The following is a 13,902-nucleotide window of genomic DNA, read 5'->3' on the forward strand; positions in this document are numbered from 1 at the left end:
GTTCAACTCACCATGTTATTAAGTTGCAGGATTGGTTGTAAAATCGACATGACGATAAACAGCACAATGGTCGCCATGGTAATCACCAACGCGGGTTCGAAAACGGCTAACGTTAAGGTAATGCGATGCTGAAGGGCCTTATCCTGAGTATCTGCAGCGCGCTCCATCAGCGGCCCCAGCTCACCACTCTGTTCTCCCGATGCCACCATATACAGCATCATCGGTGGGAATAGCTGTGTTTGCTCCAGAGAAGAGTTCAATGTTGCCCCCTGACGAACTTTGTCGGCCGCTTCGGAGAGCACTTCTCTGGCATAAAGATTCTCTATCCCGTCCACCGAGATATTCATGGCTTCTAATAATGGAACGCTACTGGCCTGCAAAATACTGAGGGTACGAATATAGCGGGCGCTGTTAATCGCCCGTACCAGCTTGCTAATTGGTGCCGAACGCACCAGCCATTTATGGTAGCGCAGACGGTTTTTCCCTTTGGATACCCAGGTACGAAATCCAAACACGGCACCAATAATGCCAATCAGGATAAAAAGCCCATAGTTCTGTAAGAAGTCACTCACGGCGATCAATGTCCGCGTGGTCACCGGTAGCTCTTGCTTCATATGAGTAAACTGTTCAATAACCTGTGGTACAACCGCCACCAGCAAAATACAAATAACCGTTGTCGCTACCACGGTCAGCGTGATGGGATACACCATTGCCTGAGTCAGTTTGCTTTTCATCTGTTGACGTTGATCGTTGTAATCAGCCAGCTTGTCGAGCACTTCCCCCAGATGACCGGTTTTTTCTCCGGCGGTCACCAACGTGCGGTATAAATTGTCAAACGCCTGAGGGTAATTGCCTAAAGCATCAGAAAGAGAGTAGCCTTCAACGACTTTGTCATGAATATCATCAATGGCTCTTGCCATAACTTCGTCTTCTGTCTGACGAGCGATCACTTTCAGCGCACTTTCTAGTGGCAATGCCGCGTTGGTTAACGTTGATAACTGACGGGTAAACAACGCCAGTGAGTTACTGGAGATCTTGCGCGAAAAAAACGATTTTTTACCGCCCGACTCAGCCTTAGTCTCTTCAATGCTGATTGGCGTCATGCCCTGCTCACGCAGCTGCTGGCGTGCCTGCTTTGGCGTATCCGCCTGCAAAGTACCTTTTTGGGTTTTGCCATTTGGCAATGTTGCCCGCCATGCGTAATGTGCCATTATGCTTCTCCGGATTCGTTTTGTTCAGCTGTGACGCGTATCACCTCTTCAATTGAGGTTTCACCGCTGATAACTTTTAATAATCCGTTCTGCCGCAGGCTTCGGGTATGTTTACGCAATATATCGTCCAGCGTCATTTCATCCAGATTGTCGTTAATGGCGCGACGCAATTCAGTATTCATCACCAGAAACTCATGGATACCTGCACGCCCCTGATAGCCGCTGTCACGACAATGTTCACAACCAACGGCGCGGTAAATCACTTCGGGTGGTTGAGGTAAAAAGCTATACATTGCCTTTTCCCTTGCGGAAAGTTCAGAAGTTGTACGGCAGTGTTTACAAAGGCGACGCACCAGACGTTGTGCAATAACCCCTAACAATGAAGAGCCGATCAGAAACGACTCCAACCCCATGTCCCGTAAACGCGTAACGGCACCGCATGCACTGTTGGTGTGAAGAGTCGACATAACCAGGTGACCAGTTAATGATGCTTGCACCGCAATTTGCGCCGTTTCGCTATCCCGAATTTCCCCGATCATGACAACATCAGGGTCCTGACGCAGAATAGCGCGCAGACCACGGGCGAATGTCATCTCAACCCGAGGGTTAACCTGGGTTTGTCCAACGCCTTCCAGTTCATATTCAATAGGATCTTCTACGGTAAGAATATTGCGCTCAAAGCTATTGAGGGAAGAAAGTACCGCATACAGAGAGGTACTCTTACCGGAACCTGTCGGTCCGGTGACTAACAAAATACCGTGGGGCTTGGCGATCAACCCTTCGAGATGTTCCCGGTCATCATCTGCCAGGCCCAACTGTCCCAGATCCATACGCATATTGTTTTTATCCAATAAACGCATAACCACACGCTCGCCATATTGTGAAGGTATGGTCGATACCCGCACATCAATGGCTTTACGACCAATACGCAAAGAGATACGACCATCCTGAGGCAGCCGTTTTTCGGCAATATCCAGCTTGGCCATAACTTTAATACGGGAAACCAGCAGCGGAGCTAACTTTCTGGCTGGCTGTAAAACCGGATGTAACAGGCCATCTACCCGAAAGCGAATACTTAAGGTGCGCTCAAAGGTTTCGATATGAATATCCGAAGCACCTTCTTTAACCGCTTCACTTAATATGGCGTTGATCAGACGAATAACCGGTGAGTTTTCGTCACTATCCAGCAAATCTTCGCTATCCGGTATTTCTTCTGTCAGCGCCATTAAGTCGATATCACCGTCCATATCATCGACCATCTGTTGGGACATACCGCTCCCCTGCTGCCAGACTCGTGACAAACGTTCATCAAACGCTTCAACCGTTAACGTAATAGGGGTAAATGCCTGTTCCTGTATACGCCGCATTTCCAGTAACGCCTGTAAAGGCGTATCCTCACGCAGGTAAACGTCGCCTTGATCCAATAGAATTCCATTCTCTTTGGCATAGCTATAGGAACTGAAGTCTTTGCTCGAAGTTTCCATATCATCCGCCTTCTACTCTTTAGTCGCGAAATGGATTACGTCCACGCGGTGCTGGCGTTGTTGTTGCTGGCACTATCGGTTGAGTCGTTTCGTCAGTTCCGGTACTGCCTAAAGTTCCGGGAGACAAATGATCCGGATATTCAGGCAGAACTTTCGGATCGATCGGCGGAATGATGCCTATCTTGTTCTCTTCAATTCGATACTGCTGATCTTCACGGCTCTTGTTGTATTTCACTTTCGAGCTGTAGTTATAGTCAGCATCGCTACGAATAACCGTAGGACGAATAAACACCATCAGGTTTCGTTTAGCTTTAGTATTGGATGTACTGCGGAACAGTTGGCCAATTAATGGAATATCGCCCAACAGAGGAACCTTAGAGACGGTTTGGGTGGTGAAATCTTCAACCAGACCGCCTAACACCACCGTTTGACCACTCTTAACTAAAACTTCGTTATTAATAGTCCGGGTGTTAAAGGTTGGCCCTAAAGTACTTTGAGCAGACGTTGGATCGACGCTGGAAACTTCCTGTTCAATTTTCATTTGAACCGAGTTGTCATCGTTGATCAGCGGAGTCACTTTCAGTTTGGTACCAACGGTTTTACGTTCGACCGTACTGAAGACATTATCGCCAGAAGTATTAGATTGAGAGCCTGACAGCACAGGCACATCCTGACCCACGTTAAATGAGGCTTCGCGGTTATCCAGCGTGACTACGCTTGGCGTTGACAAAATGTCGCTCTTGTTATCAGACGCCAGTGCAGTCAGCAGCGCGCCAAAGTCACCGTTAAAGAAGCCGGTGGCTAAACCGTTGTAGCCCCCAAGTACCCCGGTTAATGGGTTCGTCGCCGTGAATTTGCCATCAATATCTAACTGATCTTTACCCCGTCTGGCGGTAAAGATAGGAATACCGGTATTGGTAAACTGAGAAATGCCGTTAGAGGTCGCCCATTGCACCCCCAGATTCAGGCCTGCGCCGTCCTGAACTTCCACAATAATGGCTTCAACCAGTACCTGCGCCCGTCGTATATCTAACTTAGCGATAACCTGCGACAGTGACTGCATAACATCAGGCTGCGCGGTAATAACCAGAGAGTTGGTCTGATCGTCAGCGGTGATATTCAAGTCATTTTTGCTGGACAATGAAGCCGATGCCTTAGCACCACCACCTTTATCGGTTTGAATTTTGTCACCAATACCGGTTAACACTGCTGCAATTTTGACTGCGTTAGCATATTTAAGATAAAACACTCGGGTATTACCCTGACTGTTTTCGTTACGATCCAGCTTTTTAATCAGGTTACGGGTTTTCTCCCGAGCCTGAGATGAACCGCTCAATACCAAAGTATTGGTGCGTGTATCAGCAACTACTTTTGCCGTTAACTGTGGTGCGCTCTGCCCTTTCTGTTCTTCATTGCTCAGATTATTAAGCATGTCTGAAATTTCTTTGGCAGAGCCATATTGCAAAGGAATGGTTTCTCTTTGTTGTACACCTGAAGCATCAACCCGATGAACTAAATCCACCAGACGATTAATAGAAGAAGCTTTTCCCGTCAGTAACAGAACGTTCGACGGTTCATAATTCACTACGTTACCCACGCCGGAAGCATCATTGAGCTGGCGTAATAAAGGAGCCAGATCCCTGACGGGTACGTTTTCCATTTGAACAACCCGGGTAATGATTTCATCGCCCTTTCCCGGGTTGGCGGTATCTGCAACCGGTACACCCGCGGTTTTCGCTGTCGATGAACGGACAATTTTTATCATGCCGTTATCCATCGGAATAGCCGAAAAACCATACAGATCTAATACGCTAAGAAAAAACTGATAATATTGCTCTTCAGTAAGAAGGTCATAGGTTCTTACTGATACTTTTCCTTGAACTGCCGGATCAACTAAAATTGTTTTATTTAAATTTCTACTGGCAACATCAATAAATTCTCTGATATCAGTGTCTTTAAAATTAGCACTAAAATCAGCAGCGATTAAATGCCCGGAATATAAAAACAATAATGCGAGCACTGAGCGAGCGCAGATTTTTCTTTTCATATTAGTTTTAATTCATATAGGGTCACAGTATTTGTAAATCTAGATGAATGTTTTTATCTTCGCCACCGCGCTTAATCGTAATATTCGCAGAATCTAACTTAGCCCATTGGTCAATAACAGATTTTATTTCTTTATTTCCTGTTACATCATTAGAGTTTATTTTTACAACTATATCCCCAGGATTAAGGCCCGCCTTTTTAAAAACATCAGAAGCCGATTTAGGTGTAATCTTTAAACCTACCAATTTATCTGATGATTTATATTCAGGTCCTAAAATAAAATAATCGCCTAAATGATTCTCAACTAATTTGGTATCTTTTACCGGTAATATACGAGTGGTATCAATACCTTTAATATAATCAGGGTTTTTTAATTGTACGGTTTCCACATCACCTTTATCACGAATTTGAATGCTGTCTTTTTCAATCGAATCAATCCAGGCATCATCATAGCCCTGTAATTTCTCGCCTTCACGACTGACCTGCTTTCCATCCTGATTAACTGTCGCGATAGATAACCCAGGCTTACTGCTATATACAATAGCGCTGATGTCTAATACCAACGGGGCCTTTTTAGCGGCTCCGGGAGCAGCTTTCTGCGGCGCATTAAACAAGGTCAGAGTCACTGGCATAGCTTCTTCCACCTTTTTTGTTTTGTGTGTAGAGTGTTTGATATTGCTGTTTAATGTGTAGTTTTTATGATTATCATAAGTGTGGTAAGCCTGAAAAGCCCCAAGGCCACAAACCCCCAGAATCAGTGCCGGAACGGTGTATTTATTAATGATATTAATCTGCATAATTCAAATACCTTATAGATAAAACAGGAACAATAAGCTACCAACCCGAATACTCGGGAAATAATTAACGTATTTGTACACTTATTGGATTAAGAATATTTTCCCCATAATTGCTGACTAAATCCACACATTTCTTATCCTAAAAAAGACGGTTATGCCTTATTTTTGATAAGCACATATAAGTTAAGAAAATAAAAATATAATATATGAAAATAAAAATAACACTTTAGCATTATTTTTGTTATAAATATTCTTATAAGTCATTACATTCATGACAATGAAATAAATCATCTAAGATTTTAACTTAGAGAAATAACAAATCGACTAACATTGCACATTTTAATTAACACTTTCTCATGGCATAAATTATAAAGACTAGCGTTCCTTACAGCATTAAAAATATTACTTATGTATGACAGACAGAAATGACATAATGCGCTATATGAAATTTCACTTTCTCTTGCGTTAAAAAATCGGTTACATTTTCTCACCAATATCAGTCTTTCTAATTTATCGATTCTGTGATCATCACCATAAGAAAAAAATAATTCATCTCATATAAAAACATTAATCATTAATCATTAATCATTAATCATTAATCATTAATCATTAATCATTAATCATTAATCAACATTAAAAATAAATTATTAGCGATAACGAAAACCGTTAGTTATCTCTTGTAGCTATCATTAAAAATTAACCAATATGCTGACTATTTACCCTTAGATTGCTAAAACGACTTTTTATCACTTGTTTTTAACGTGAAAAAAATGCGCTTTCTTGACAGGGTGAAATGCGAGAACTATAAATTCATTATCACAATGATAATTTTATAATTAAGTTCAATAATTTGATCGCGTTGAATTAAATAATATTTTATCCGGAGGTCAACAATATTTGTTGATCGCTGGAGTATTTTTCACCAACAATCACACAAAATATATCATGTTGATTTAAATGAATAAAAACCCATCCAGATAAAACAAACCGCGGTCTCAATATCGTAAATGGTGATAATAATTATGTACTTAGAACATTTTAAATTTGGTAGCGAGCCCTTTAGAAATACTATTTTTCATAACAATCGTTTTTTTCTTGAATATTTTCATAGTATCTACTTATTAATTTCTCATGCCTGTAATAAAAAGGGGGTTATTGGATTCTATTCACAAGATGAAAATAGCCTGAATGATGTTATTAAAAGAGTTAGTGCTGAATATCATGGCCACAGCCTAACCATCAATGCCTCTCCCTCATTGTCAAAAAAAGAGTTAATAAAAAAATTGGAAAACATTGAGGCCAATCATCAGGTGGTCAATCATGGATTTATCACCACCAATTCACAGTTACTGATCGTTACCTCAGCCCAATGTATGACGGAAGGATGCTGGGACATATTAAAAAAGCGCCTTGCTCAAGCCGAAGAACAAAATGCCTCGCTGACCATTCTTCTGTGTGGTTCTGAAAAGCTGGGGCGCTTATTACCCAAAACCTTTCAATCGTGGTTACACACTAATCTTAACTTTCGTATGCCTGCCCTACGTGAGTACACAGAGTATTTTGAGCATCAATTGTCCTGGAATGATGGTAATCCTGCGCTGTTTACCCCTCAACAGATACGATGGATTTATCGGGCAGCCAAAGGCAAGCTTTCACTGGTAAATCGAATTGCTCATTACGCGCTACTAGGAGCTTATGCCGAGCGAAGCGAAGCTATCACTCAACATCATCTACGAATGGCAACCAAAGAGATTACCGGATCATGCAGAGTTACGCTTGCTCAGTTATCCACTGCATTAGCATCGGTGGTTGTTTGTCTGGCCCTAGGCTGGGCGATGTTGCCGGTTATCTCTCCACTGTTACCACATCCAACCGCCTGGAACCCGCCGGAACCCGACCCGATAGTGGTTCCGGAACCACAATCTGAACCAGCGGTAGATCTGGAAATCGGCAACCAGATAGCCGCCATGCGGCAAATGTACAAAATATGGGGCTATGACGTTTCGAACGATGATGCTTTTTGTGAAGAAGCCGGCAGAGCTAACCTGCAATGTAAAAAGGGGCAGGCAAAGCTGGAAGAGATGGAAAAAGTAGGTTACCCATGGATAGCTGAAGTGAAAGTTGACGACAATATTGGCTATGTCAACGTGGTTCGGGTTGGGAAAACAGATATCGATTTGTTGATTAATAATCGCACCTGGCAAACCAGCAGCAGTTGGTTTGAACAAAAAAGTACCGGACAGTACATTATCTTCTATCGGCTAACACCATTAGGCCGCGATAAAATCGATGGCACCAGCAGCAGTAGCGAAATTGCCTGGCTGGACAAGATGTTAAGCCGCACGTTACTTAAACCTAAGAGTAAAAAGAATGCCTGGTCTCCCGAGCTGATGGAGAGTGTTAAACAGTTTCAGAAGAATGAATGGTTAAAAGATGACGGGCTGGTCGGTTCAGAAACACTGATGAAATTAGCATTGGCCTCCGGTGATTCACCGAAGTTAATAAAAGAACAAAATATACCGGATGTGTCGGTAATCAAGCAAAGGATACAGTAACCATGTCCGCTATCTCCCTGACTGCTTATCGTAATCAGCGTAATCAACGCAACCAAACTAACCAACGAACTAATGACCGGGTTCGTATCACAGCAGCACCACTGAGCCCTTTTCGGTTAGGCTTGTATCTTGTTGCAGGTTCAATAGGCGCTTCCCTGCTTATCATTGCGGGCACCTTTGGTCATATGTACTGGCAATATCTCTATCCTAAACCGATAGAAGTTCCAACGTCAGTTCCTACCCCTGCAGTACCAAAAGATCAGCCAGAAATATTTCTGTCTGATATGCACTATATTTACACCACTAAACCATTACCTCAACCGCAGGCACCATCGCCATTGACGACGATGGATAATCTCAACCAGCCGCTGGTGGATCGTGATGTCATAAGAGGTGAACCTGAAGGTGATATTCCATTAGCACCGATGAACAATAAGGTCAGGACGCCAGTCAGTGATAACAGTAGTGAAAGTGAAGCAACGCGAAATTTAAGGGAGCGGCTGGCACAAGCGCTACAGGAACAGAGCCGGGAATATAATTCAGATATCCCACAGGTAACCACTGAACCACAGAAGAAATAGAGTGGCAACTTCAACAGCAAACTTACCGGGCTCAGAGCTGATACCTCTGAGCTTTTGCATTCTGATTCTGTGTTACCAGTCCAGCGTTCCCGTTCCCAACTGCCTCATCTGGCACAATATCCAGTTTTGCCGCTGAATCACATAGCCGGAAGGTTTATTAGCTTTATAACGAATGGGATTAGGCAAAACCGCCGCTAATCTTGCCGATTCTGAAGGGGTTAAATTTTTGGCCGATTTCTTAAAGTAACGCTGTGCCGCCTCTTCAACGCCAAACACGCCCTCGCCAAACTCAGCAACGTTCAGGTAGACCGTCAGAATGCGGCGCTTAGTCCACGCCAGTTCCATGCCAACGGTCAATCCGGCTTCCAGTCCTTTACGTACCCAACTACGGCCATTCCACAGGAACAGGTTTTTAGCCGTTTGCTGAGAAATGGTTGAAGCACCCCGAATACGATTAGGTTTACGTTCGTTATGGCTGAATGCTGAAGCGATGGCATTCATATCAAAGCCCCAGTGATCCGGAAACTTTTGGTCTTCTGCGGCAATCACCGCCAACGCCATATGAGGGGAGATATCATCCATCGATACCCAGGTTTGATGAGCAACATAGGAAAAATTACCCGTAAACCAGGCTCCCAGCTGCTTTTCTACCATGACGGCAGAAAATGGCACCGGTAAAAAGGCAAAGATAATGATCCCGGCACCCCAAATCAGTAAAACAACCTTAATGCATCGTTTTAACCAAAACAGCAGGCGCCCCATCATTGTTGAAGGGGCGAACTTCTTCATTCGCTCAGCACCAATACGCGAGCTACCAGTTTTTCAATACCCTGAGCGGCTTCGCTGATGCGCTGCGCCAGCATATAGGCTGGTGTGGTCACGACTTTTTGCTCTTCATCCACCACGATATCATCAACCGGACAGGTAATATGCTCACCGCCCATAGCATCCACCACTTCGGCGGTATCAATATCGTTACCGATGGTCAACCGAACCGGAACGCCTAGCATTTTTGGTAACAATACCGGTGCAATACAAATAAAGCCCATCGGCTTACCCGCGCTATGCATCGCTTTTACTAGACGAGTCAAATCCTGATTGATTTCACACTCGGCACCGCGAGAAGCAAAATTACTCAGATTTTTTGCGGCACCAAAACCACCCGGAACAATCAAAGCATCAAACAGCGCGGCATCAGCCTGAGACAGTGGCTGAATTTTACCTCTGGCAATACGCGCAGATTCAGTCAACACATTACGGCTCTCAGTGGCTGGTTGACCGGTAAAATGGTTGATGACATCGGACTGTGGCTGATCGGGCGCAAAGCAGGTTACTTCCGCGTCAGCACGGTCTAACGCCAACAGGGTTAATACTGACTCGTTGATTTCTGCTCCATCTAAAAAACCGCATCCACTTAATACAACGGCAACCCGTTTCATCAATCACTCCTCCCGTTAAACCAATCTGGTTATTAATTTTACCGATTATCACCGCGACATTCGGTCTGTTATTCGATATGACATTTAATATCGAAAATTTACCCGTAGCCATAAGCAACAACGCGGCAAACCTTTCGATTCCGCCGCATTAAAATCATTGGTATTGATATCTGTTAGCGTTTTTCCTGGGCCTCAACCCAAGTGCGCAATACCTGAACATCATTACGCCACTCCAGCTTCAGTTCATCAATCCACTCTTCCACGTTATCCCACCATGCAGGCAACGTTGGCGTTTGAATTTGGCGAGCCAGTTGTTGAAGATGTTTCAGCCCAACAGATCCGGAAGCCCCTTTAATTTTGTGTGCTTCTTCGGTGATACCTTTTTCATCTTTGGCCGTCATATTAGATTCAAGTACCGCCAGATAGCCTGGCATCACTTGTTCATACATGGTCAAACCGTCAAGAATAAGCTGTGGACCAACTAACTCCATATACTGCTCTAACATGGTTAAATCGAGTATAGACTCATTGGGCTTCATCGCGCCTTGCTCCTGTAATTTAGGTAACATTTTTAGTTGGGCACTTCCGATTTTCTTGATGACTACCATTAACTCCGGTACCGAAAGCGGTTTACTGAGTACATCATCCATCCCTGAGTTCAGATATTCTTGTTTGTCCTTTAATACGTTTGCGGTTAGCGCCACTAACGGTGGGATCTCTTCGGGCGCATAATGGGTTCTAATCTGCCGGGCAATATCAAAACCGGTCATATCCGGTAGCTGAATATCCAACAGCAGCAGATCGAACGCACCTGGTTTAAACTTCTCCAGCGCTTCCGTACCTGTCATCGCAACACTAACAGTATGCCCCAGTTTTTCCAGCACTGAACGGGCAACAATCACATTCAGCTCAATATCTTCTACCAATAATACCCTTAAAGAAGCTGAAGGTAACTCTTCTTTCTGCGGAGCCTCTTTTTCTGCTACCGATGCCTTAATAAATACGGTGAAGACAGTACCTTTACCCACTTCGCTCTTAACAAAAATATCGCCGCCCATTGCCTGAGCCAGACGCAGAGATACCGCCAGCCCAATGCCGGTTCCGGTCGCAGGACGACCGCCGTGTTTACTGGCGACTTGATAGTACATGGCAAAAATCTTATCAATCTCTTCCTGTGGGATACCAATACCGGAATCTTCCACTTCAAAGTAGAAGTGGTTCTCCCCTTCACGGCGTGCCCGAATGGTCACCCCGCCCTGAGAGGTAAACTTCACCGCATTACCGATCAGATTCCACAGAATCTGTCTTAAGCGGGTTCCATCCGTCATGATAAAGGCGGGCAGATTATCACCATATTCCAGCGTAAAGCTCAGGCCTTTCGGCTCAACTAACAGCCCGGATAAGTTTTCTAAATCTGAAAGGAAGTTCAGTAAATCCAGCGGCGCGATTTCCAGTTGAGTTTTGCGCCGTTCAATTTTATCCAGCTCGATAACATCGTTAAAGATATATCCCAGCGTAGTAGCACTAACGTAGATGGTACGCAGATATTTAAGCTGTTCGGCATTCAGATCGGTATCCAGCAAAATGCGGCTAAGTCCGACAATACCATTCAATGGCGTTCTTAATTCATGACTGATGGTAGAAATAAAGGTGGTTTTGTCGCGGCTGGCTTTTTCCAACGCATCCTGATAGCGCTTACGCTCAGTGATATCCCGGCCAAATCCCATTAAACCATGGCGTTTACCATCCAGCGCATAGAAAGGCACTTTACGTACTTCAAAGCATGCCTTGCGGCCATCCGGATAAACCAACCATTGCTCATAAGTCAGCGAAACATTATGGCGAAACACTTTGTCATCGGTTTCGATGACTTTTTCTGCCACTTCACTGTTATAAATATCATCCGGGCTTAAACCAATTAACTGTTTCTCACTGCGACCGGTCAGTAATTCCATTGCCCGGTTACAGCCAGAAAAACGCCCCTCTTCATCCCGGTAATACACCAGATCGGGAGACGAATCTAAAAACGAGCGCAGAAAGACTGACTGTTGCTCATACTCAATCTGCGCCTGCTGGCGCTGGGCGATCTCAATTTGTAACTCTTCGATTGCCCGCTCTCTGGCCTCTTCGGCCTTTATCCGCTCGCCAATTTCCTGATTCAGACGCTCAATATTATTTTGTAGTTTATGATTGAGTTCTAAATCGCGCGCGCGCATATCCTCCAGCGTTTCAACCAGCTTGGCTAAACGCTGACGAGAATCTTCCAGTTGTTCAACCACGATAGAGAGAAAATAGACTGCCCATGGCGTGACCAGCAGCCCAAAGAAAATAGAGCGGATAACATCGATGCGTTCAATTTCGCCATGCAGCGCTGCGGTTACCGAAATCTGCACGGTAAAAGCCAAAACAATAATGATCGACGCTAAAATAAGAGAGAAGCGTACCAGGCCTAACTTCACCATGGCATCAACATAATACTGGGCTAATTTCCGCAGTTGCTTCATTGTTACTCCCAAGATTTTTTTATCGCCGAAATCATACCGTAAACCGGGGATAAATAGCGAAAAATGCAGTTAAATCAAATAATGCATTAATTTCATATTGATAACAAAGTTAATTGGGCTACTCCGTCGTTATCCGCGAGGAATAAAGCTTTGTCCCAAAGCCGATCCTTGATTCCCTATCTCAATAAGATACTTCTCAATAGCATTCATCGCCAGCCAGCGGTTTTCACACCACAGTGGTGCTAACAGGGTTGGACGACGTGCCGTTGCCGAAATCCGGTGATAAATAATATCAACCGGCGTATGGCGGATCATTTCACCGGCGCGTTGTACGTACTCTTCCAGCTCCAGAGCCGTCAGGCGATCGGCCTGCCAGGCTTTTGCCATGGTGCTGCCGGTAACAATATGCAGAGGATGCAGCTTTAAACCATCGGTGCCCGTTTCCACCACTCTGGCAATCGTCGCTAAATTGTCATTGATACTTTCATCTGGCAATCCGGCAATCAGGTGAGTACATACTTTAATTCCCCGCTGCCGGGCGGCAATCGTTGTTGCCTGATAACAGGCAAAATCATGACCACGATTAATTTTTTTCAGGGTTTTATCATTCGCGCTCTGTAACCCTAACTCCAGCCACACCTCATAGCCCTGCTGGCAATAACCTGACAATAAGTCTAATACTGGCTCGGATACACAATCAGGGCGGGTACCAACGCAGATCCCAACAATATCCGCCTGTGACAACGCCTGTTGATACATATCACGCAGCAGACAAATCTCTGCATAAGTGCTGGTATAGGCCTGAAAATAGGCCAGATAGCGACTGGCCCGGTTGGTCTTCTTCGCCTGACGCGCCAACTGTTCTGCAATACTCTGATGCTGCTGTGCCTCATCTGAAAAAGAAGCCACATTACAGAAAGTACATCCTCCCCGGCCCACCGTACCGTCACGGTTAGGACAACTGAACCCGCCATGCAGCGTCAGCTTATGAATTTTTTCGCCGTAGCGCTGCTGTAAGTCAGCACCAAACATATTGATATGTCGATTCAGTTGCATGATTAATCAGATGTTTTAGAAGGATATTCTATTATCTCTCCGGGAGAAAAAGGGCCACCAGACTACGCTTAATTCTTCCTTCACGAGGTGATAAAGATCAAATCAGTCGGGCTGTGACCACAGAATATATGTCGATATAAGCCAAAATGAAGAACGCCAGCCTGTTATGATTTCTTTTTATACTGATACTCAACCAGTCCGTAACATAATCACAACAAACAACACAATT

At 44.5% G+C, this 13,902-nt stretch carries 10 protein-coding genes; 2 read left to right on the forward strand and 8 right to left on the reverse strand.

The genetic code is table 11. From position 1 onward, the window contains the following. Nucleotides 1–2 precede the first annotated feature (2 nt). The 4 genes from gspF to EKN56_RS15990 are packed head-to-tail and all read right to left on the reverse strand — an operon-like array spanning nucleotide 3 to nucleotide 5,538. The gene (gspF, locus tag EKN56_RS15975; protein WP_130592701.1) at nucleotides 3–1,211 is read right to left on the reverse strand and encodes a type II secretion system inner membrane protein GspF; all 1,209 of its coding nucleotides are present in this window, start codon (nucleotides 1,209–1,211) and stop codon (nucleotides 3–5) included. Next, complete coding sequence (gene gspE, locus EKN56_RS15980; protein ID WP_130592702.1) at nucleotides 1,211–2,695, reverse strand: type II secretion system ATPase GspE; 1,485 nt, start codon at nucleotides 2,693–2,695, stop codon at nucleotides 1,211–1,213. The genes gspF and gspE overlap by 1 nt, the downstream gene beginning before the upstream one ends. Before the next feature lie 19 nt (nucleotides 2,696–2,714). Further along, nucleotides 2,715–4,742 (reverse strand): type II secretion system secretin GspD, encoded by a 2,028-nt coding sequence (gene gspD / locus EKN56_RS15985; RefSeq protein ID WP_130592703.1) that lies wholly within the window; start codon nucleotides 4,740–4,742, stop codon nucleotides 2,715–2,717. Between the two features lie 22 nt (nucleotides 4,743–4,764). Continuing rightward, nucleotides 4,765–5,538, reverse strand: a complete 774-nt coding sequence (locus EKN56_RS15990) for a PDZ domain-containing protein (RefSeq protein ID WP_130592704.1) — start codon at nucleotides 5,536–5,538, stop codon at nucleotides 4,765–4,767. 1,283 nt (nucleotides 5,539–6,821) lie between these two features. Between EKN56_RS15990 and EKN56_RS15995 the strand changes: the two genes are divergently transcribed. Both EKN56_RS15995 and EKN56_RS16000 read left to right on the forward strand, forming a co-directional pair. Continuing rightward, a complete protein-coding gene (locus tag EKN56_RS15995; protein ID WP_168189674.1) occupies nucleotides 6,822–8,093 on the forward strand; it encodes an ExeA family protein in 1,272 nt (423 codons plus the stop codon). Nucleotides 8,094–8,095: 2 nt separating this feature from the next. Continuing rightward, the gene (locus EKN56_RS16000) at nucleotides 8,096–8,674 is read left to right on the forward strand and encodes a hypothetical protein (protein ID WP_130592706.1); all 579 of its coding nucleotides are present in this window, start codon (nucleotides 8,096–8,098) and stop codon (nucleotides 8,672–8,674) included. Between the two features lie 72 nt (nucleotides 8,675–8,746). Here the strand turns inward: EKN56_RS16000 and mtgA are convergent, their stop codons facing one another. The 4 genes from mtgA to EKN56_RS16020 form a co-directional block, all read right to left on the reverse strand. Beyond that, nucleotides 8,747–9,436 carry a monofunctional biosynthetic peptidoglycan transglycosylase gene (gene mtgA, locus EKN56_RS16005; RefSeq protein WP_407656559.1) on the reverse strand — a complete coding sequence of 230 codons (690 nt, stop codon included), beginning with the start codon at nucleotides 9,434–9,436 and terminating at the stop codon, nucleotides 8,747–8,749. A gap of 23 nt (nucleotides 9,437–9,459) precedes the next feature. Further along, nucleotides 9,460–10,113 (reverse strand): isoprenoid biosynthesis glyoxalase ElbB, encoded by a 654-nt coding sequence (elbB, locus tag EKN56_RS16010; RefSeq protein WP_130592708.1) that lies wholly within the window; start codon nucleotides 10,111–10,113, stop codon nucleotides 9,460–9,462. Between the two features lie 173 nt (nucleotides 10,114–10,286). Further along, nucleotides 10,287–12,617, reverse strand: a complete 2,331-nt coding sequence (gene arcB, locus EKN56_RS16015) for an aerobic respiration two-component sensor histidine kinase ArcB (protein ID WP_130592709.1) — start codon at nucleotides 12,615–12,617, stop codon at nucleotides 10,287–10,289. Nucleotides 12,618–12,746: 129 nt separating this feature from the next. Beyond that, nucleotides 12,747–13,673, reverse strand: coding sequence for a TIGR01212 family radical SAM protein (locus EKN56_RS16020; protein WP_130592710.1), 927 nt, complete (start codon nucleotides 13,671–13,673; stop codon nucleotides 12,747–12,749). Nucleotides 13,674–13,902 lie beyond the last annotated feature (229 nt).

This window comes from Limnobaculum zhutongyuii, from assembly GCF_004295645.1.
Classification (GTDB): domain Bacteria; phylum Pseudomonadota; class Gammaproteobacteria; order Enterobacterales; family Enterobacteriaceae; genus Limnobaculum; species Limnobaculum zhutongyuii.